Origin of the sequence: Vitiosangium sp. GDMCC 1.1324 (assembly GCF_003044305.1) — a bacterium.
Lineage (GTDB): Bacteria > Myxococcota > Myxococcia > Myxococcales > Myxococcaceae > Archangium.
This window is the reverse complement of record NZ_PZOX01000001.1, coordinates 1,016,663-1,037,470: the sequence shown is the minus strand read 5'-3', so window position 1 is coordinate 1,037,470 and position 20,808 is coordinate 1,016,663. Positions and strand designations below refer to the sequence as shown.

General features: G+C 69.1%; 18 protein-coding genes. 3 read left to right on the top strand and 15 right to left on the bottom strand.

The genetic code is table 11. From position 1 onward, the window contains the following. Positions 1-3 precede the first annotated feature (3 nt). The 13 genes from DAT35_RS03945 to sppA form a co-directional block, all read right to left on the bottom strand. Entirely contained in the window at positions 4-1,662 is a 1,659-nt protein-coding gene (locus tag DAT35_RS03945) for a glycoside hydrolase family 88 protein (protein ID WP_108065496.1), read from the bottom strand. After that, positions 1,659-5,867, bottom strand: a complete 4,209-nt coding sequence (locus DAT35_RS03940; protein WP_108065495.1) for a TIR domain-containing protein — start codon at positions 5,865-5,867, stop codon at positions 1,659-1,661. The genes DAT35_RS03945 and DAT35_RS03940 overlap by 4 nt, the downstream gene beginning before the upstream one ends. A gap of 186 nt (positions 5,868-6,053) precedes the next feature. After that, complete coding sequence (locus DAT35_RS03935; RefSeq protein ID WP_108065494.1) at positions 6,054-7,199, bottom strand: acyl-CoA dehydrogenase family protein; 1,146 nt, start codon at positions 7,197-7,199, stop codon at positions 6,054-6,056. Between the two features lie 10 nt (positions 7,200-7,209). Continuing rightward, positions 7,210-7,695, bottom strand: a complete 486-nt coding sequence (locus DAT35_RS03930; protein WP_108065493.1) for an AgmX/PglI C-terminal domain-containing protein — start codon at positions 7,693-7,695, stop codon at positions 7,210-7,212. A gap of 15 nt (positions 7,696-7,710) precedes the next feature. Further along, complete coding sequence (locus tag DAT35_RS03925) at positions 7,711-8,853, bottom strand: acyl-CoA dehydrogenase (RefSeq protein ID WP_108065492.1); 1,143 nt, start codon at positions 8,851-8,853, stop codon at positions 7,711-7,713. A 139-nt stretch (positions 8,854-8,992) separates the two neighbouring features. Beyond that, complete coding sequence (locus tag DAT35_RS03920; RefSeq protein ID WP_108065491.1) at positions 8,993-9,769, bottom strand: enoyl-CoA hydratase/isomerase family protein; 777 nt, start codon at positions 9,767-9,769, stop codon at positions 8,993-8,995. A gap of 27 nt (positions 9,770-9,796) precedes the next feature. After that, on the bottom strand, positions 9,797-10,645 hold the full coding sequence (locus DAT35_RS03915) for a 3-hydroxyacyl-CoA dehydrogenase family protein (protein ID WP_108065490.1): 849 nt from the start codon (positions 10,643-10,645) through the stop codon (positions 9,797-9,799). Positions 10,646-10,720: 75 nt separating this feature from the next. After that, on the bottom strand, positions 10,721-11,125 hold the full coding sequence (locus tag DAT35_RS03910; protein WP_108065489.1) for a hypothetical protein: 405 nt from the start codon (positions 11,123-11,125) through the stop codon (positions 10,721-10,723). A 4-nt stretch (positions 11,126-11,129) separates the two neighbouring features. Then, complete coding sequence (locus DAT35_RS03905) at positions 11,130-11,609, bottom strand: hypothetical protein (RefSeq protein ID WP_199242791.1); 480 nt, start codon at positions 11,607-11,609, stop codon at positions 11,130-11,132. A 28-nt stretch (positions 11,610-11,637) separates the two neighbouring features. Beyond that, positions 11,638-12,726: an Mrp/NBP35 family ATP-binding protein gene (locus DAT35_RS03900; protein WP_108065488.1), complete on the bottom strand. Its 1,089-nt coding sequence runs from the start codon at positions 12,724-12,726 to the stop codon at positions 11,638-11,640. Positions 12,727-12,857: 131 nt separating this feature from the next. Next, positions 12,858-13,484, bottom strand: a complete 627-nt coding sequence (locus DAT35_RS03895; protein WP_108065487.1) for a hypothetical protein — start codon at positions 13,482-13,484, stop codon at positions 12,858-12,860. Positions 13,485-13,498: 14 nt separating this feature from the next. Further along, a complete protein-coding gene (locus DAT35_RS03890; RefSeq protein WP_158501538.1) occupies positions 13,499-14,038 on the bottom strand; it encodes a zf-TFIIB domain-containing protein in 540 nt (179 codons plus the stop codon). Positions 14,039-14,051: 13 nt separating this feature from the next. Then, complete coding sequence (sppA, locus tag DAT35_RS03885) at positions 14,052-15,725, bottom strand: signal peptide peptidase SppA (RefSeq protein ID WP_108065647.1); 1,674 nt, start codon at positions 15,723-15,725, stop codon at positions 14,052-14,054. Between the two features lie 123 nt (positions 15,726-15,848). On the opposite strand from sppA, the gene DAT35_RS03880 reads away from it, so the two are divergent. After that, a complete protein-coding gene (locus tag DAT35_RS03880; RefSeq protein ID WP_199242790.1) occupies positions 15,849-16,205 on the top strand; it encodes a hypothetical protein in 357 nt (118 codons plus the stop codon). Between the two features lie 134 nt (positions 16,206-16,339). Next, the gene (locus tag DAT35_RS03875) at positions 16,340-16,639 is read left to right on the top strand and encodes a hypothetical protein (protein WP_108065485.1); all 300 of its coding nucleotides are present in this window, start codon (positions 16,340-16,342) and stop codon (positions 16,637-16,639) included. A gap of 22 nt (positions 16,640-16,661) precedes the next feature. Here DAT35_RS03875 and DAT35_RS03870 read toward each other — a convergent pair whose 3' ends face one another. After that, positions 16,662-18,395 (bottom strand): putative ABC exporter domain-containing protein, encoded by a 1,734-nt coding sequence (locus tag DAT35_RS03870; protein WP_108065484.1) that lies wholly within the window; start codon positions 18,393-18,395, stop codon positions 16,662-16,664. Then, positions 18,392-19,162: an ABC transporter ATP-binding protein gene (locus tag DAT35_RS03865; protein ID WP_233261282.1), complete on the bottom strand. Its 771-nt coding sequence runs from the start codon at positions 19,160-19,162 to the stop codon at positions 18,392-18,394. The genes DAT35_RS03870 and DAT35_RS03865 overlap by 4 nt, the downstream gene beginning before the upstream one ends. 128 nt (positions 19,163-19,290) lie before the next feature. Here DAT35_RS03865 and DAT35_RS03860 point away from each other — a divergent pair, with 128 nt between their 5' ends. Further along, a complete protein-coding gene (locus DAT35_RS03860; protein ID WP_108065482.1) occupies positions 19,291-20,727 on the top strand; it encodes a GuaB1 family IMP dehydrogenase-related protein in 1,437 nt (478 codons plus the stop codon). Positions 20,728-20,808 lie beyond the last annotated feature (81 nt).

Here is a 20,808-nt window from a genome sequence, read left to right as displayed (position 1 = left end):
CGGTCACCGTGGCGCCGGATGGACCTCGAGGTCCTCGACGATGGCGTCCAGGGGAGCCAGGGCAGCGGAGCGTGGTGGGCCGGAGGCCGGAGAGGACAGCACCACCCTGCTGGAGACGAACGGGCATTCGAAGTCCTCCCCCTCTCTCGCCAGGTAGGCCTCCAGGATCGTGTAGGGCCCGCTGTCCTTCTTCTGGCGCAGGAGGATCCGGTAGGCCTGTCCCACCTTCAGGGGGATGGATCTCGCACCGATCTCGATCTCTCCGTTGCTCAGCGCGAGCTCGCCACTCGGGCGCACGAGGAGGTGGCCCATCAGGTCACCCTCGTGGGACGGAAGGCCCGCGTCCTCGGAAGGCAGGCTCATCAGACGGAGCGAGAACGACAGGGAGACGTCATCCGTGCCCATGGAGGGATCCTCTCCCCTTCTGGAGAGCGGGGCCTCGGCCTCACCCGGTGGAGTCCACGCCGCCCTCGCCGGAGGCCGTGCCGAGGAGTAGCGCAGCAGTGCCTCGATGAAGAAGTAGTCACCCTGGATGAGGCCGGTGTCGTACTTGTCATGAGGCTTGTAGGCCGTGCCATGCCGCAAGATGGAGCGGCTCTGCTTGTGCCGGGTCAGGTACGCCGGCGAGGAGAGCGAGATCAGGATGTCCCTGGCTGCGTACCAGTAGCGCGCGGCACGCCGGGGCTGGTTCTCCAACTGGCTCAGCTCGACCAGCGCCGACGCGACGATCGCGGCCGCCGAGCTATCACGCGGCTCCTGGGAACGGTGCGGCACCTCGAGGTCCCAGTAGGGCACCTTGTCGGCCGGGAGATGCTGGAGGAAGTAGTCCGCGGTCCGGCGGGCCGCCTGGAGGAGTCGGGGGTCGTGCGTCTCGCGATAGGCCATGGTGAAGCCGTAGACCGCCCAGGCCTGTCCGCGCGCCCAGGTCGTGTTCCACCGGCAGCCCTGCTCCTTGCTTTGCTCCTGGATGGTGCCGGTCCGCGGATCGATGCTGACCGTCTGCAGGGTGCTTCCATCCTCGCGCACATGGGTTTCCAGGACGTGCAGCGCATGTTGATGGGCCATGTCGTACCACTCGCGCCCGCCACCGTTCCTGGCTCCCCAGAACAGCAGCTCGCTGTTCATCAGGGTATCGATGATGACCCGGAAGTCCTCCGTGTCGGAGAGGTCCCCTCGCGAGCGGATGTACCCCAGGTTCGGGTCGAAACGCTGGGCGAGGGATTCGGCCGCGGTCAGGACGACCTGGCGATAGGTGTCATTCCCGGTCTGGCGGTATCCGTGGCCGTAGCTGTCCAGGATCATGAATCCCAGATCTTGATCATCGGTGCGGAACTTCTGGCTCTCGAGACCGGTCTGCCATTGCTCGGCCTGGAGCCGCCAGAACGGATTCCGGGTGTACTGGTACATGTACCAGAAGGTTCCGGAGAGGAATCCACTCGTCCAGCTCCCGGAGCCGGTGGTGTCCCAGCTCCCGTCCAGTGCGGTGGAGGACGGATAGGCCGAAAGAGGAAGCGCGTTCGCGGTCGCACGAAGCTGCTTCTCGGCGAACTGGAGGGTGTCCGGGATGGTGGCGCGGAAGGGATCCGCGGACGAGGCCTGGGCTCGCGGCCAGGAGAGGACCGAGAGCACGAGCAGCAGCGAGGCGACGAGCGGCTTCTTCATTTCCAGAAACCCAGGAGGTGGAAGTTCTTTCGTCTCACCTCGGGCGTCAGCTCCCGGCCCACATCCAGCTCGGCGAGCTTGAGCGCGTCGGGTGCCCAGAGCAGATCGGGCCAGAGGCGTACCGCTCCATCGTTGCCGACGGTGACGACCATCCGACCATCCGGGCTGAAGCCAGCGGAGTTCACCGCCCCCTCGTGCCCGGAGAAGGTGACGCTGAGCTGGCCGGAGGCCACGTCCCACACGCGCGCCGTCCCATCATCTCCGGCGGTGACGAGCTTCGTGCCATCCGGGCTGAACCCAGCGAACCTCACCGGCCCCTGGTGCCCGGAGAGGATGCGGGCCCTTCCCGTTGCCACGTCCCATAGGCGTGCCGTTCCGTCGTCACTGGCGGTGACGAGCTTCGTGCCATCCGGGCTGAACTCGGCGGACCAGACCGGCTGGGTGTGACCGGAGAGGACACGGGACTCCCCGGAGGCCACGTCCCACACGCGCGCCGTCCCATCATTGTCAGCCGTGACGATCTTCGTGCCATCCGGGCTGAATCGGGCGGACCAGAGCGGTACGGGCCAGATCGAATGGGCGTGACCGGAGAAGACGCGGGACGCCCCGGAGGCCACGTCCCACAGGCGTGCCGTTCCGTCCTCACTGGTGGTGACGACCTTCGTGCCATCCGGGCTGAACTCGGCGGACCAGACCGGCCGGGTGTGACCGGAGAGGACGCGGGACTCCCCGGAGGCCACGTCCCACACGCGCGCTGTCTCGTCATCACTGACGGTGACGAGCTTCGTGCCATCCGGGCTGAATCGGGCGGCCCTCACCGGCGCCGCGTGTCCGGAGAGGACGCGGGACTCCCCGGAGGCCACGTCCCACAGGCGTGCCGTTCCGTCCTCACTGGTGGTGGCGACCTTCGTGCCATCCGGGCTGAACTCGGCGGACCAGACGGGCCCCTGGTGCCCGGAGAGGACGCGGGACGCTCCGGAGTGCAGGTCCCACAGGCGCACCGTTCCATCGAAGCTGGCGGTGACGAGCTTCGTGCCATCCGGACTGAACTCGGCGGACTTCACCGACGCCGCGTGTCCGGAGAGCACGATGGCGAACTTGCTCGAGGCCACGTCCCACAGACGCGCCGTTCCATCGAGACTGGCGGTGATGACCTTCGTGCCATCCGGGCTGAACTCGGCGGAGACGACCGGGGCCGAATGCCCCGAGAGCACGGTGCAGGAGCGGCTGGTGAACGGATTCCACAGGCACGCAGTCCCATCCTCGCTGGTGGTGATGAGCTTCGTGCCATCCGGGCTGAAGCCAGCGGACAGGACCGGGGCCGAGTGCCCGGAGAGGACAACGGGGGACGCATGGGTGGACAGCTCCCAGAAGCGTGCCGTTCCGTCCTCACTGGTGGTGACGATCTTCGTGCCATCCGGGCTGAACCGGGCGGACCAGACCGGGCCCACGTGCCCGGAGAGAACGAGGGACCGGCCGGTGTCCAGGTCCCAGACGCGCGCCGTTCCATCGGAGCTGGCGGTGACGACCTTCGTGCCATCCGGGCTGAACCGGGCGGACCAGACCGGGCCCCCGTGCCCGGAGAGGACGCGGGACCGGCCGGTGTCCAGGTCCCAGACGCGCGCCGTTTGATCGAATCCGGCGCTGACGATCCTCCTGCCATCCCGACTGAAGTCGATGAACAGGATCGGCCCCAGGAGATGGAAGAGGACGCGGGACTTCCGGGACGCGACGTTGGTCAGGCGCACCTCTCCCCCATTGTCGGCGGTGGCGATCTGGGTGCCATCCGGACTGACCGCGATGGACAGCACGGGTGCCTCGTGCCGGGTGAGGACGAGGGACTGGCCGGTGGTCACGCTCCACAGGCGCGCCGTCCCATCCTCGCTGGCGGTGACGACCCGGGTGCCATCCGGGCTGAAGGTGGCGGACAGGACCGGTGCCTCGTGCCGGATGCTGACGAGAGACCGGCCGGTGTCCAGGTCCCAGACGCGCGCCGTCCCATCCTCGCTGGCGGTGACGGCCCGGGTGCCATCCGGGCTGAAGGTGGCCGCGTTCACGGCTTTTTCATGCTCTCGCAGGATCATCCAGCTCGGCTCGCGGCGCCAGGCGTCCAGGGACTCCTTGACCTGGTCGGTCATGGCGACGAGCCCCGCTTCCTGGATGAGGGCGAGGCTGCGCTGGGGATCGCTCTTGAGGTTCAGGAGGGCGGTCGCCGTCAGCTCACGCGAGAGCGCCACGTCGTGCTGGTGCCGGGCCGCCGTCCAGGACCCGAGGATGCCCGTGCAGCCCAGGATGAGCACCAGGGCCAGCCCGCGCAGCCGCCGCGCCGCCCGCCGCTCCGCCCGGGCTTCTTCCGCCTCAGCCCTCGCGAGCCGCCGTGCGCGCCTCAGCTCTTCGCGATGCCTCTGCATCGCCTCCCGCGTCTGCGCGTCGCGATGCGCCAGGCTCGTGGTCAGGAAGTCCAGCTCCCGCTGGTTGAGCCCTCCAGGTGCCTGGGCGCCGGGCTCCTGGCTGAAGAAGGCCTCGGCCTCCAACAGCCGGGAGCCGGTGTACAGGTAGCTGCCGTCCCGCTGGTTTGCCGTCCATTCGTTGGCGGCGTTCGTCAGCCGCCGGTGGACCTGCAGCTCCCGGCGGTTCGTGTTCACCCAGTTGCGAAGGGTGTCCCATTCCTGGATGAGCACCTCGTGCGTCACCTCCACCCAGTCCCCGTCGGCCACGATCAACCGGGCCTCGGGCCCGGATAGCACCCGTAGCACGTGCTCCACCTGCTCGGGACGGGCTCCTGGGAAGACCAGCTCGCCGCGCGACACGCGCCGCCTCGTGTCCGGCGCTCCATCCCCCAGCGTCGTCAGCCGCAGGAAGAGCCCGCGAGCGATCTCCTGCTCCTCGGGGGCGAGCTCCTCGTAGGTGCTCTGCGCACGCCGCTGGAGCGCTCCGGCTACGCCGCCGGTCGCCTCATAGGCGGAGAGCGTCAGCCAGGCCCCATTGCGAGCCCGCCACAGCTCGTACAGGGCATGCTCGAGCAACGGCAGGGCCCCGGGCTCGTTCGACACGTCCTTGAGGATGGTGCCGACCAACCCCTTCTCCAGAAAGGCCCCCACCTCCCGGGCGGGGCGGACGATGGCATCCCGCAGGGCCTCCTTGCCCAGACTCCCCAGCAGCACCTGGTTCTCCTGCAGGAGCTCCCGGAGCACGGGCAGCTCCAGGCACCGCCCGAAGAAGTCCGCGCGCAAGGTGACCAGCACCCGGATCGAGCCCCCGGCTCCTTCCACCGCCTCCCGCAGGTTGGCGATGAAGGGCACCGCCTCCGACGAAACGTTGTCGCAGTCGATCAGGAGCTCCTCGAACTGGTCCACCACGAGCACGAAGGGCCCGGGCTCCTCGGCGGTGAGCGTCGCCAGGGCCGTCCGAAACCCATCCTCGGAGGCCGCGAATCGCCGGGCGAGCGCATCGGCGGTGGTCAACCGGGCCTCGGGAGGAACCAGGGTGGCGAGCTGATTCGCCAGGGCCCTGAGCGGCCGGCACCCCGGCGTCATCACCCGGATGCGGAGCTGGGGGCCGAACCCCGAGGCCGGGCGCTCCAGCCGCGGCAGGACACCACTGAGCACGAGCGAGGATTTACCCACCCCCGAGGCGCCCACCAGGGCGAGGAACGGGTGCTTCTTCAGCTTGTCCAACACCGTTTGGATCTCGCGCTCCCGGCCGAAGAAGAAGCGGGCCTGGGACTGCGTGAAGGGCAGCAGTCCCCGGTAGGGCGCCGGCTCGTCCGGGAGCCGATAGGTGTCATGCTCGGGCGCCTGGCCCTTGATGCCGGCCACCAGGCGATTGAAGGCCAGGGCATCGTCCAACCCATTCCGGAAGTCGACCCAGGTGCGCTGCGCCAGGAAGCCGGTGAGCGACTCGGCGCGGGCTCCGGGCAGCAGCACGGGAATGACGCGGTATTCGTCCCGAGTCCGCGCGGCGGCGTCGAGGGCCAGGTACAACTCCTCGCTGGACCAGGAGCTGAAGCCATGCGGCCCGAGGAAGACGGCCACGGACTGGCTCTGCGCCAGGGCCGCCTCCAGAGCGGGCTGCCACGCACTTCCCGGGACCAGGTTCCACTGGTCCAGGAAGGGGTTCAGCTTCGCTTCATTCAGCAGGCGCTGAGCGAGCGCCGCAACGGCCGGCTTGTCCTGGCCGTTGTGGGAAAGAAAGACATCGAACATCACCCCTTCCCCCCGCCCTCCTCCGGCGGCAATGCCGAAGGCCGAGCACACATCTCCCTCGGGAAGATGGAGGCGGGGAAGGTCAGGTGTGAGCCAGTGGGAGCGGGGTGGGAAGAAGAACCGTGCCTCGCCCGCCCCCGTGTCTGGAGGCGGATCGCTCCGTGGCCCCGCCGCCGCGCGCGCGCGTCAGTCCAGCAGCTTGAACGTCTCGCGGGCGATCACCAGCCGCTGCACCTCGCTGGTGCCCTCGTAGATGGTCTGCACCCGGGCGTCGCGGAAGTAACGCTCCACGGGGAACTCGTCGATGTAGCCGTAGCCGCCGTGGATCTGCACCGCCTTGTCCACCGCGCGGTTGGACATCTCGCTGGCATACAGCTTCGCCATCGAGGCCTCGCGGGTGAACGGCTTGCCCTCCTCCTTGAGGTACGCCGCCCGGAACGTGAGCAGCTCGGCCGCCTGCAGCTCGGTGGCCATGTTGGCCATCATGAAGCGCAGTCCCTGGAACTCGCCGATGGGCTGACCGAAGGCCTTGCGGTCCTTCGAGTACTGGACGGAGGCCTCCAGCGCCGCCCGCGCCACGCCGCACGCCTGCGAGGCGATGCCGATGCGCCCACCATCCAGCGCGATCATCGCCAGCTTGAAGCCGTCGCCCTCCTTGCCCAGGAGGTTCTCCGCGGGGATCTCCATGTCCTCGAAGGTGAGGCCCACGGTGTTGGACCCGCGCAGGCCCATCTTGTCCTCGTGCTTGCCGATGAGGAGGCCCTTCGTCCCGCCCTCCACGATGAACGCGGAGATGCCCTTGTTCCCCTGCCCGCCCGTGAGCGCCCACACCACCATCACCCCGGCGTAGGCCCCGGAGGTGATCCACTGCTTGCTGCCGTTGAGGACCCACTTGTCCCCGCGGCGCACCGCCGTGGTGCGCATGGCGCGCGGATCCGAGCCCGCGTGCGGCTCGGAGAGCGCGAACGAGCCCACCACCGCCTCACCGGAGGTCAGCCGCGTGACGTACTTCTCGCGCTGGGCCTCCGTGCCGAACTTGCAGATGAGCTCGGCGCACATGTTGGTGACGGCCATGGCCACCGAGGTGGAGGCACACGCGGCGGCCATCTCCATCATCGCTAGCGAGTAGGAGACGACTCCCGCCTCGGCGCCGCCGTACTGCGCGGGGATGTTCACGCCCATCAGCCCCAGGGAGGCCAGCTCCTTGAAGAGCTCGGGAGCGAAGAGCTCCTCCCTGTCGAATCTGCGCGCCTGGGGCGCCACCCTCTCCCGGGCGAACTTGCGCGCGGTGTCGCGGATGAGCGTCTGCGTCTCGGTGAGCTCGAGGTTCACGGAAGGTGTCCTACTTGATGGCCTTGAGGTTGAACGGATACTCGATGGGGTACTCGCGCCCGTCCGGCGGCTGAGGGAACGTGATGCTGGAGAGCACGTTCACCACGCACTCGTTCAGGCGCGGGTTCTTCAGGGTCGTGCCCGCCTTGGCCACCTTGGCGTTGCGCACGAAACCCTCCGGCGAGATGGTGAAGGTCGTCAGGATGCGCCCCTCCTCCACCTTGCTGCCCTTCGTCGCGAGGATCTCCTCGTAGCACTCCTGGATGTCGCGCGAGTAGTACTCCATCACCGTGCGGATGGAGTCCGGGGTGAAGGGCATCCGGCTGACGTCCGGCGGCTGGGGCCGGGCCGGCTCCGCCTTCTTCTTCTCCTGCGCGGGGGCGGCTGCCTCGGGCGCGGACTCCTTCTGGGCCGAGCCCTTCTTCCCGGCCGAGCCTTGCGCGAACGCCAGGCCCGAACCGAGCAGCACCGCCACCGCGATCAGGGAACGCTTCATAAACAGCTCGCCTCCTCAGTCCTTCAACAGGTTTGTCGAGATGACGATGCGCTGGATCTCGCTCGTCCCCTCGTAGATCTCCGTGATGCGCGCGTCGCGCACGTGGCGCTCGACGTCCATCTCCTTGGAGTAGCCCATGCCGCCGTGCACCTGCAGGGCCTTGTTGGTCACGCGGCTGGCCATCTCGCTGGCGTACAGCTTGGCCATGGAGCTCTCCACCGAGTGGCGCACGCCCTTGTCCTTGAGCAGCGCCGCGCGCAGCACCAGCAGCCGGGCCGCGTCGATCTCCGTGGCCATGTCGGCGATCATGAACTGGATGGCCTGGTGCTCGCGGATGGGCTTGCCGAACGTCTTGCGCTCGCCCGAGTAGCGCACCGCCTCCTCGAAAGCCGCGCGGGCGATGCCCAGCGCCTGCGAGGCGATGCCGATGCGCCCGCCGTCCAGCGTGCTCATGGCGACCTTGAAGCCGTCGCCCTCCTTGCCCAGGAGGTTCTTGGCGGGCACGCGCATGTCCTCGAAGAACATGCTGCACGAGTGCGCCGCGCTGATGCCCATCTTCTTGTCCGGCTCGGCGCGGATGAAGCCCGGCGTATTGGTGGGCACCAGGAAGGCGGAGATGCCCCTATTGCCCGCCTCCTTGTTCGTCATCGTGAACAGCACGATGGCGTCCGCCTTGGGGCCGTTGGTGATCCAGTTCTTCGAGCCGTTGATGATGTACTCATCACCCTTGCGCACGGCCGTGGTCTTCTGGGAGGCCGCGTCGCTGCCGGCCTCGGGCTCGGTGAGGCCGAAGCAACCCAGCTTCTCGCCCCGGGCGAAGGGCGTGAGGAACTGCTCCTTCTGCGCCTCGGTGCCGAACTTCATCACCGGATCGCAGTAGAGCGAGTTGTTCACGCTCATGATGACGCCGGTGGAGGCGCAGCCGCGGCTGATCTCCTCCATGGCCAGCGCGTAGCAGACGTTATCCAGCCCCGCGCCGCCGTACTGCTCCGGGACCGCCACGCCGAGCAGCGACAGCTCAGCCAGCTTCTTCACCGCGTCGGTGGGCCACTGGTGCGTCTCGTCCCACTTCCGGGCGTTGGGGGTCAGCTCTCGCGAGGCGAACTCGCGGCACATCCGCTGGATCTCGCGCTGGATGTCGCTCAGCTCGAAGTTCATGGCACTCCTGGTCGGGTAAGGGCGCTTCTGTAAATAGTACGAGCACGGGCCCGCGGTTCAGGCTTTGCAAGACGGGCGGGCAAGCGCCGGTTGCCGCGCCCATTAGCCATCCCGGGGCTCCCGGGTGTCGAGGGGTTGCCTACTTGCCAGAGAAGGCAGCGGGACGCTTCTCCAGGAAGGCCTTCATGCCCTCCTTCTGGTCCTCCGAGCCGAAGAGCACCGCGAAGCCCTGGCGCTCCAGCTCGTTGGCCGCCCGGAGATCCTGGTCGGCGCCGAACTCGACGATGCGCTTGGCCTGGGCCACCGCCAGCGGGCCGTTCTTGAGGAGCTTCCCCGCCACCGTCTTGCAGTGAGCCAGGAGCTGATCGGCCGGGAGGACCTCGAGCACGAGGCCGATCTCCTTCGCCTTCGCCGCGTCCACGCGCTCACCCGTGAAGAGGAGCTCCTTCGCGCGCATCTTGCCGACGAGGCGGGCGAGGCGCTGCGTGCCACCGAAGCCGGGGATGACGCCGAGGGTCACCTCGGGCACGCCCAGCTTCGCCTTCTCCGAGGCGTAGATGAGATCGCACGCGAGGGCGAGCTCACAGCCGCCGCCGAGCGCGAAGCCATTCACCGCGGCGATGGTGGGGATGGAGAGCTGCTCGAGCTGCTGCATGACGCGATGGCCGAGCGCCGAGAACTCGCGCGCCTGGGCCGCGCCGATGGAGACCATCTCCGCGATGTCCGCTCCCGCCACGAACGCCTTGTCGCCACCGCCGGTGACGATGAGGGCGCGGACCGTGGGGGGAAGGGAGTTGAGCGCGGACTCGATCTCGTGGAACGTCTTGCTGTTGAGGGCGTTGAGCGCCTTGGGACGGTCGATGGTGAGGACGGCGATCGCGTCCTCGATCTCCAGCCGGATGTTCTCGTAGGCCATGGGGTTCCTCGGGGGTATGGGGGGTGACTAGTACTTGTAGAAACCGCGGCCGCTCTTCTTGCCGTACCAGCCGGCGTCCACGTACTGCCGCAGCAGCGGGCTCGGGCGGTACTTGTCGTCACCCAGACCCTTGTGGAGCACCTCCGCGATGTAGAGGACGGTGTCCAGGCCGATGAAGTCCGCGAGCTGCAGCGGGCCCATGGGCTGGTTGGTCCCCAGCTTCATCGCCGTGTCGATGTCCTCCGCCGTCCCCAGGCCCTCCTGCAGCGCGAAGCAGGCCTCGTTCAGCATCGGGATGAGGATGCGGTTCACGATGAAGCCCGGGAAGTCCTTGGACACCACCGTGGTCTTCCCCATCTTCTCCGACAGGGCCTTGGTCGTCTGGTACGTCGCGTCCGACGTCGCCGCGCCCCGGATCAGCTCCACCAACTGCATCAGCGGCACCGGGTTCATGAAGTGCATGCCGATGACGTTCTCGGGGCGCTTCGTCGCCGCGGCGATGCGGGTGATGGGAATGGACGAGGTGTTCGTCGCCAGGATGCCGCCCGGCTTCACCACGCCATCCAGCTCCACGAAGATGCGGCGCTTGAGGTCCTCGTTCTCCGTCACGGCCTCGATGGCGAAGTCCACGTCCTTCACCTCGGTGGCGCTGGTGGCGGTGGCCAGGTTCGCGTTCGCCGCCTCGAGCTTCGCCGCGTCCAGCTTGCCCTTCTCCACCAGCTTCTTCAGGCCGGCCTTGATGCGCTCGGCGCCCTTGGCGAGACCCTCCTTCGAGACGTCCACCAGCGTGACCCGCAGGCCCGCCTGCAGCGCCACCTGGGCAATGCCCGACCCCATCTGCCCTGCCCCGACGACGACGATGTGCTCCGTTGCCATGGCGTTCGCGACCCCTTGCTCGGTAAATCAGTAAAAGAGGAACCGGGCGCGCTATAGCCCTGGCCTCCCCACCGGTCAACGGCTCGCAGGTACGCGCAGTTCATGCTCGACGCGCGCGTCCTCGTCTCCGAGTGTCAGGCGATCCACAAGCGGCGGGCGCGAGGGTCCGCTTTCACCCCGAGCGAACACCCACACCTCGTAGGACCCCGAGGGGAGATCCGCCTTCAGCACCACAGAGCCCGGTGGGCCTTCCGGGAAAGCGTCAGTCTCGCGCTTCACCAGCTCGCCGTCCGCGTTCTTCACCTGGAAGTCGAGGGAGCGGATCTCCGTCCAGCCCGGGCCCTCCAGCCGCCACACCAGCTCGCGCTCGGGCGGGACCGAGGTCTTCCACAGCCACAGGCCCAGCACCACCAACAGCAGCAGCGGCAGCCGTTTCAGCAGCGGGTGCTGACGCCAGTTCCGCTGCCCCTCGCCCTCCACGCCGTCACTCCTTCTTCGACGCGGCCTTCTTGCCGCCGCGCCGCGTGTTCAGCTCGGTGACGACCACCTTGGTGCGCGGAGGCGGCTCGGCCTGCTCCCCCTCCTCGCGCTCCTGAGGCACCAGGCGGATCTGCGCCTTCACCTCGATGGTCATCCCCGACACCAGCTTGAGGAGTTCGTCACGCAGCTTCTCCGACTGGAGGAAGCGCCGCAGCTCCTCGGAAACGACCCGGCCCACCTCGTCCTTCGTCTTCTCCGCCTGCCCGAGGATGTAGCCGAGCACCTCCTTGGGCAGCTTGAGCTGGCCGGCCAGCGAGCGGATTCCCTCCTCCGTCATGAAGAGGGCGCCCAGTCCCGCCACCGCCACCTTGCGCACGAACTCGGGCACGAACCCCGGGCGAGAACCCCCCTCCCGCTCCGGCTCGTCTCCGAGCAGAGGATCCGGGTAGAGGTCTTCGTCTTTGGTGTCCTTGCCGGTCGACATGCGGGGCCTCGGAGTTCGCGGAGAATCCTCAGCTTACCACCGGGAGCTTCACCGCCACGCGCATGTTCTCGGCGGATACGCGGCCCGCGATGTTGCGCGCCATCGTCCGGAAGGCCTGGGCCTCGGGGCTGTCCGGCGCGCTCAGCACCACCGGCACGCCCGCGTCACCCGACTCGCGGATCTTCAGATCCAGGGGAATCTCCCCGAGGAAGGGAATGGCGAACATCTCCGCCGCCTTGTGGCCACCACCCCGGTTGAAGATGGGCGTGGCCTGCGAGCAGTGCGGACACACGAACTGGCTCATGTTCTCCACGATGCCCAGCACCGGGATGTGCACCTTGTCGAACATCTGCTTGGCGCGCACCACGTCCGCCAGCGCCACGTCCTGCGGCGTCGTCACCAGCACCGCGCCCGCCGCCCTCACCGACTGCGACAGCGACAGCGCCACGTCACCCGTCCCCGGCGGCAGGTCGAGGATCAGGTAGTCCAGCTCGCCCCAGCGCACGTCCCGCACCAGTTGCATCAGAGCCCCGTGCAGCATGGGCCCACGCCAGATGAGCGCCTGATCCGCCTCCACCAGGAAGCCGATCGACATCACCTTCAGCCCGTGCTTCTCCAGCGGGAGCAGCGACTTGCCATCCGGGCTCACCGGCCGCTCGGTGATGCCCGTCATCAGGGGCACCGAGGGGCCGTAGAAGTCCGCGTCCAGCAGACCCACCTTCGCGCCCTCGCGAGCCAGCGCCGCCGCCAGGTTCACCGACACCGTGCTCTTGCCCACGCCTCCCTTGCCCGCGCCCACCAGGATCACGTTCTTCACCTGCGGAAGGATCGCCTGGCCCTGCTGTCCGGCCCGGGCACCGGGCGCCCCGCGCACCTGCGCGCCCCACTCGATGTCGAACGTCTTCAGCCCCGGCACCTGCTTGAGCGCCGCCTCGGCGTCCGCCTGGATCTTCCCCTTCATCGGGCAGGCCGGCGTGGTCAGCTCGATCTTGAGCTTCGCCTTGTCGCCCTCCACACGGATGTCCTTCACCATCCCGGCCTTCACCAGATCGATGTGAAGTTCGGGATCCATCACCTTCGACATCGCCGTGAGGATGTCGCGCTCGGAAACGCTCATCGGAGTACCTGAATCCTTTGCAACCCGGGGGGTTGGGGTCGTCCCCTCGGAAGGGCGCGGAGATAGCCAGCGGCCTTGGTGGTGTCAACCTCCTCTAATCCTCCGCTCCCCCGGCCGCATGTCTTCTCATCTCATTCGATCGCCGCCACCCGGTACTCGCCTGCCTCCCGGACCAGGCGCACCGTTCGATCTTTACCGATCCGGAACTCCGCTTCCGCGGCCGTCACCCGCACGGGGCCCTTGAGCGCGAGCCGCGCCCGGCGTACCCGCTCGGCCGCCAGGGGCTCCCGCTTGAAGTCCTCGCGCAGACGCTCGGGGGTGTAGCGGGCACGCAGTGGGTCGCTCAACAGGGACCAGGCCGTGGCCCAATCGCTCGCCTGCACCGCGTCCAGGAAGCGCGTCAGCACGGCCCGGGGCGCGTCCTCCGGCTCCTCCTCGACGATCCGCCAGCCCTCCTTCGCCTGGAGCAGCGAGAGGGCGGGGGCTCGTGCCTGGAGCTGCGGAATGGCCGCGCGGACCTCCACCGCCCGGGCCTGGCGGACCGAGGCATCCGCATAGTGCTCGAGGAAGGACGGCCGGGCCTCCGGTGGCGCGTTCGTCAGCGCGTAGGCGTCGGTCAGCCGGTTCTCCTCCAGCGCTTGCGCATAGGCCGAGGCCACCTCCCTGGGTCCGGGAGCGTGGGCACAGCCCATGGCCGACAGGGCGGCCGCGAGTGACAGGGTGGACAACGAGAGCCGCGAAGGGACGGTGGAGGACATGGAAGCGCGGGCCTTCAGGGAATGTGCAACTGGACGGCGCCCGGTGGCCGGCATCTGGCGCAGTAGACGTCGCCCTCATACGCGAAGGCGTCCCGCAACTGGAGCCCCACCTTGCACGCCGAGCACTTCTGGGTCACGGCCGCCACCCCCGCCCCCGCTGGCCTTGCCTGGGGATTGGTCACCCCCTCGAGCAGCTCGAACTCGCCCGCGTCCAGCCAGACCCCCTCACAGCGCGGGCATACGTCGATCGCACACGCGCTCGTCACCACCAGCGCCAGCCGCGAGCCACAACCCGGACAGGCTACAGGCTCGCTCCGGCACGTGGAGCACACGGCCTGCCCACCCGCCACCAGATGACCTCGCTTCCGGCACCGCGAGGGCGCCTGCCGCGCCGCCGCCAGGAACGCCCGCACCGGAGGCCGATCCGGAAAGCGCTCCAGCTCGCCCCGGTCGAACCACAACCCGTGACAGCGGGGACAAGTGTCCACTTCCACGTTGGAGACGCGCAGGGGCCGCAGGGACTCGTTCTCGCAGAGGGGACAGTGGCGCACCATGCGAGGGCGCAGGTTACTCGAAACGCTCTCCTTCCCCGAAGCCCTGGAGGTTCCAGGCCGTCGGGCAGAAGGCATATGTCCCCGCGTGCGAGCCCCCCAGCAGCAGCTTCAACAGCGAGAAGCGCCGGTCCTCGCCCCCATACACCTGGAGATCGAAGCGCCCCGGCACCTTCGCCAGCTCCATCGCGCGCCGGCACGCCTCCTCGAAGCCCTCCGTCCGATCCACCAGCCCCACCGCCAGCGCACGGGTGCCGCTGTACACCCTCCCCTCTCCCAGCGCGTGAATCTCCTCCTTCGTCCGGCCCCGTGCCTTCGCCACGTGCTCGAGGAACGCCTGGTACGTCTCCTCCACCTCGGCCTCCATCAAGGCCCGCTCGTGCTCGGTGAAGCCCCGCGTGGACGAGAAGATGCCCGCGTTCTGCCCCCGGGTGATGAGCGTCTGGTGCACCCCCAGCTTCTCCATCAGCCCCGAGGTATCGAACTTCCCCGCGAACACGCCGATGGAGCCCACGATGGCATGCTGCGTGGCCCAGATCTCCTTGGCGCCCAGCGCCGCCATGTAGCCACCGCTCGCCGCCACCCGGTCCACGAAGGCGATGACCGGCTTCTTCTTCGCTACCCGCTGCACCGCCTCCAGGATGATCTCCGAGGCCACCGCCGAGCCGCCCGAGCTCGACACGTACAGCACCACCGCCTTCACCCGCCGGTTCCTCCCCGCCGAGCGCAGCGCCCTCACCACCGTGTCCGAGCCCGCGAGCTGTGGACCCGCCACCCCCGCTCCGCCCTTCCCCGGGACGATCATCCCCGACACCGGCACCACCGCCAGCCGGGGCCTCGGCCGCAGCGGACGCCAGCGCACCGGAGGCCAGGGCAGCCGCGCCAGGTACATCGGCATGGGCTCCAGGCCCTCGTCCTCGTCCTCTGCCTTCTCCTCCGCGCCCTTCCCGGCCAGCCGCGCGGGCAGGTCCGCCTCGTCACACACCCCATCGATGAGCCCCACCCCCAGCGCGCGCTTCGCGCTGTAGGGGCCCTCGTCGATCCACGCCCGCGCCTGCTCCACCGTGCGCCGCCGCCCCTTCGCCACCATGTCCAGCAGCTCCATGTACCGCTCGTCCAGGAAGGACTCCAACACCTGCCTCTGGATGTTCGACACGTCCGGGAGCGTGAAGAGCTCGGGCATCGTCTTGTACTCGCCCCGCCGGAAGAAATGCGCCTGGATGCCCAGCCGTCCGAGTCCCTCGCCCAGCGCCACGGCCTCCGCGGCGTAGCCCATCAGCTCCAACCGGCCCGCCGGGGACAGCAACGCCTCGTCCGCCGCGCACATCACCTGGTACCCCAGGTTGTCCGTGCTCACCGCCCACGTCACCACCCGCTTGCCCGCCGCCCGGAAGTCCCCGAGCAGCTTCACCAGCACGTCCCGCTTCGCCGGAGGCACCGCCAGGTCCTCCAGTTCCACCAGGATGCCCTTCACCTTCGGATCCTTCGCCAGGAGCTCCAGGGCCTTGCGGAAGCCCTCCAGCGAGGTCACCGTGGCGGGCTCGGGCCGACCCTGGCCCCCCAGCAGGCCCAGGCTCCGCCGGCGGGGACGCTCCCGGTAGGGAGGCTCTCCCGACAACCGGAACCGGACGTACGCGGGCCGGCCACGAGCCGCCAGCAGACGGAACGGCAGGCCCAGGAGGTACCGCATCAGCAACAGCAGGTTGATCAGGGGGATGAGGAGGAGGCGCACGGAGTCCGCGCCTAATGGAGCCCTGGAAATGACGCAAGCCTTGTTCTTCGCACCTGTACGGTCGTGGTAGGCTGCGCGCCCATGCGCTTCCCCTCCTACTCGCGTCTGCTGGTCGTCCTCGTGCTCGTCACTGGTGGCGCCGCCCTCGCACAGCGGCGGCAGCTCCAGGATTTCCAGGGCGAGGAGATGACCCAGCAGGAGCGCAATGCCGCCCGCGCCCGTCCGAAGTACAACATCAACTCCTACGGCAAGGACATCCAGATCAAGGAAGAGCCCATTCCGTGGAAGGCCATCGGCCTGGCCGTCATCGCGTTCGCGATCACCGGCCCCTTCGCCTGGCGCATCTACAAGGGCACCACCAAGGAGATCGCCGAGGCCAATGTGTTTGGCGTCGCCAGCTCCCGCGTCTCCGAGGGCGAGGACGAGCAGCAGCCGTAGCAGGAGGGCCGCGCAGAGGGGCGCGTCATGAGCTCGGGCTCACGGCCCTGGGCCTGTCCCCGTAGGCTGGCGGAGCCCTCCGCGCATCGGGTGCGCTGGAGCCAGGGCCGGCTCTGCGACTACGCTCAGCGTTCGTGTCCGGCCCTCGACCCAAGACGTGCGACTCCTGCGGGCGCGGTATCGCCCCGAGCGAGGTGTACTACCGCTTCACCCTCGTGCTCGAAGGTGAGCAGGACGTGCTCGGCTCCTCCGCCGGAGAAGGCTCGACGGACGAGCTCGCCGCGCTCCTGAAGCAACTCGAGCAGGGACCGGAGTCCCCCCAGGAATGGGAGGATCAGGTGCACTGGGAGCGCAGCGGGGTCGTGTGCACGGCCTGCCGCTCGGTGGTGGTGCGCACGCTGTCGGCGCCACCGGACCCGGCCGGACCCCACTGAACCACCGGCCAGGAGTCCTGACTCACGAGGCCATCCCGGTGCCTTCCCTCGATACGTCGAGCCGGTCGAAGGCATGGCCCAGGCCCACCACCCCGAGCGCCACCTCGGCGACGAGCACCGCCGCCGCGACGAGCCCCGCGAAGGGAATCGCCCACACCCCGAGCTCCAAGAGACGGTCCAGGGCGAAACCCACCAGGGCCCCCAGGAGCGCCGCGGGCAGCATCCCCACCAGCAACACCACCAGCGTGCCCGCCAACGTCAGCAACCGCTGACCGAGCGCCTCGAGTCCACGCACCCGCTCGCCCTCCGGTGGCAACCACGCCGGGAAGAGCACCACCGCCGCGTTCTGGACGAAGAGCCCACCGAGCGTCACCGCCGGCAGCACCCAGACGGCGCCCAGGCCCCCCGCCACCCACAGCCCGGTCCGCGAGCCGCCCTGCCATACCGAAAGCACTCCCGCCAGCAGGAGGAGCCCCACCTGCGTGACCCCGAGCAGCAGCGCGGGCGCGGCGAGCTCCGCCATCACCACCTGGCGCCCGGTGAGCGGCAGGGCCCGAAGCTGTTCGAGCCGGGGCAGGTCCATCCGCAGGTCCATGCGCATGGCGGACGGCCCGAAGAAGCACAGCAACACCGCGAGCCCTCCGCACAGGGGCGTCATGAACATGCGCATGTTGTCGAGGACCTCCGGCAGGCTCTCCGCCGAGGCCGCCGACGCCACCAGGCCTCCCACCAGTCCGGCGATGATGAGCCGGCCCGCCCCTCCCAGCCGCTGCCCGGCGATGAGGTTCTTCCAGAGGATGGCCACCTCCGGCCGGCCCGTGGGCGCGAGCCGGAGGAACGTGGGGCTCGCGCGAATGCGGGTGGGGCGGCCTCCCTGCCGCGAGAGCTGTTCCCGGAGGCGGGATCGCTCCTCGGCCCGACTCACCGCGGCATCCTCGAAGGGCACCGCCGCCTTCATCACCCACAGGTAATGGGCGGCGAGCAGCCCGAGCCCGAGCGGCAGGGCCTTCAGGAATGCCCACCCATCCGGCGCGAGCGGCAGGGCCACCAGCCACCGGCCCAGCGCCATCACCGGTGAGTCCATCAACGCGACGATCCACTCCTGGAGCTGCCGGGGATCCTTCAACTGCTGGGGGAAGGGATGCTCACGCAGCGCGGCCATCCCCGCGCCGATCATCAAGGCGCTCACGGCGGACAGCAGCACCCAGCGCAGCATCGTGCCTGGCCCGCCGAGCCGGGCGAGCCGGGTACGCACGAAGGAGGCCGCCATCACATGCAGGTTCACCGTGGCCAGCGTCACGGTGGAACCGATGAAGAAGAAGACGGGATGAGGACGCACCACGCGGCTCACGAAGAGGGTGGTGAAGGCGGCCCCCACGGCGGCGCCGAGAAGGGAGCGCGCGAGCTTGTAGTGCAGCAGCCCCCGTCTCGACACGGGCGCGGAGAAGAGCTGCTGCACCTCCGTTTCGGTGAAGGACAGCGAGGGCCGATCCGGCCCCAGCGCCCAGGCGGAGAGGAGCGTTCCCAGCATCGCCGCCGTGAACATGAACTGGCTGATGAGCTGAGCCGCCGCCGGAGCCGAGCCCACCTGCCCTCCTGGAAAGCCCAGCCGCCGGAGGAAGACGGAGTACAGGTACAACCCGCCCACCACCGCGCCCACGAGGTACTTCGGCTGCCGCAGGCGCTGGAGCTGACGGAGCACCCGGTTGCGAGCCGAGGCCACCCAGAGGAACGCCACCGCGCGAGGAAAACTCACGGGGCCTCCCGCTCCGGCCGGGACTCGGGGACCGCGCTGGTGATGCGGATGAAGAGATCCTCCAGGGATGCGCCCGTGCCCTCGGGCCCACTCAGCTGCGCGCGGATGTCCGCGAGCGTGCCCAGCGCCACCGCGCGCCCTCCAGCGATGACGAGAATGCGGTGGCACAGCTCCTCCACCAGCGGCAGCAGGTGCGAGGACAGCACCAACGCCGTCCCCGCCTCGGCGCGCTGGCGCAGCGAGGCCTTCATGCGGCGGATGGCCAGTGGATCCAACCCCGTGAGCGGCTCGTCCAGGATGATGAGCCGTGGCGAGTGCAGGAAGCCGCACGCGATGGACAGCTTCTGCTTCATCCCGCGCGACAGCTCCCCGGGCAGGGCCTTCTCCTTGCCGGTCAGCTCCATCTCGTCGAGCAGGGCCCTCCCCCGCTCCTCCCAGTCCGCCACCCCGTACAGCCGGGCCACGAAGTTCAGGTGCTCCCAGACGGTGAGGTACTCGAAGAGGCGCGGCTCGTCCGGGAGGAACGCCAGGGCGCGCTTGGCCTGCACCGGGGCGCTCGCCAGATCGTGCCCGGCCACCCCCACGCGTCCGGTGGAGGGCGGCAGGATGCCCGCCAGGCAGCGCAGCGTGGTCGTCTTCCCAGCCCCGTTGGGCCCCACCAGCCCGAGCACCTCTCCCGGGGCGACCTGGAACGTCAGCCCCTGCACGGCCCGCACCTCACCGTAGGTCTTCTCCAGCCCCTCCACCTCCAGGATCGGCGCCGTCATCCCCACTTCGCTCATGTGCGACAAAATACGCGCCCGCCGCGACGGATTCCAATGAAGGGGCCCCTTCCCGCGAGGGCGGAGCGGGGCCCACTCGAAAGCGTTAGGGTAGGCCCCTCCTGGAGGGTGTGATGCGGTTCATCGATGATCAGAAGCCTCCCCACGATCTGACGTACAGCGACGTCTTCATGGTGCCCGGCCGCTCGGAGGTCGGCTCGCGGCTCGAGGTGGACCTGACCCCGGCCGATCACCTGGGCACCACCATCCCCATCGTGGTGTCCAACATGACGGCCGTCTCGGGCAAGCGCATGGCCGAGACGGTGGCGCGCCGCGGAGCCATCGCCGTGCTGCCCCAGGACATCCCGCTCGACATCGTCGCGAGCAACATCACCTACGTGAAGTCGCGCCACCCCATCTACGAGACGCCCATCACGCTGCGGCCCGGCGACACCATCCAGGAGGCGCTCAACCTCATCCACAAGCGCGCCCACGGCGCCGTCATCGTCGTCAACGAGCGCGAGGAGCCCGTTGGCATCTTCACCGAGAACGATGCCGCCGGCTTCGATCGCTTCACCCAACTGCAGCGGGTGATGTCCACCGAGCTCGTCACCTTCGAAGAGGGCACACCGCTCGAGTCCATCTACGAGCGCCTGGCCAGCAAGCGGCTGTCCTGCGCGCCGGTGGTGCGCGACCGGAGGCTCGTGGGCGTGGTGACGCGCAAGGGAGCGCTGCGCTCGACGCTCTACAAGCCGGCGCTCGACGCCCGGGGCCAACTGCTGATCGGCACGGCCATTGGCATCAACGGCGACGTGAAGGGCAAGGCCGAGGCCCTGCTGCGCGCGGGGACGGATCTGCTCGTCATCGACGCGGCGCACGGCCACCAGCGCAAGATGCTCGAGACGGTGGAGCTCGTCCGCGCCCTCTCCCCCACCGTGCCCATCATGGCGGGCAACGTCGTCACCCGGGAGGGAACGCGGGATCTCATCTCGGCGGGCGTGGACCTGGTGAAGGTCGGCGTGGGACCCGGAGCCATGTGCACCACGCGCATGATGACCGGGGTGGGCCGGCCGCAGTTCTCCGCGGTGCTGGACTGCGCGGAGGAGGCCCGGAAGCTGGGCAGACAGGCCTGTGCCGATGGCGGAGTCCGGCACCCGCGCGACGTGGCGCTCGCGCTCGCGGCCGGCGCGGCCAACGTGATGATCGGCTCCTGGTTCGCCGGCACCTACGAGAGCCCGGCGGACGCCATGCGCGACAGCGACGGCCGGCTCTACAAGGAGAACTTCGGCATGGCCTCCCAGCGCGCCGTCAAGGCCCGCACGCGCGGCGAGTCGCTCTTCGAGCGCGCCCGCAAGGAGCTCTTCGAGGAGGGCATCAGCACCTCGCGCATGTACCTGGATCCAGAGCGTCCGGGCGTCGAGGACATCCTCGACACCATCATCGCGGGCGTCCGCAGCGCGTGCACCTACGCCGGCGCGCGCACGCTCGAGGACTTCCACCGCAACGCCGTGGTGGGCGTGCAGAGCCAGGCGGGCTACGAGGAAGGCCGCCCGGTGCGCACCAGCTGGTGATTTTCCTCAGCTTTTAATAAAGTAACGGAGCGTATGGATGTTGCGGGGGTAGCGCAGGCCCCCTGAAGCCCCGGACGCACC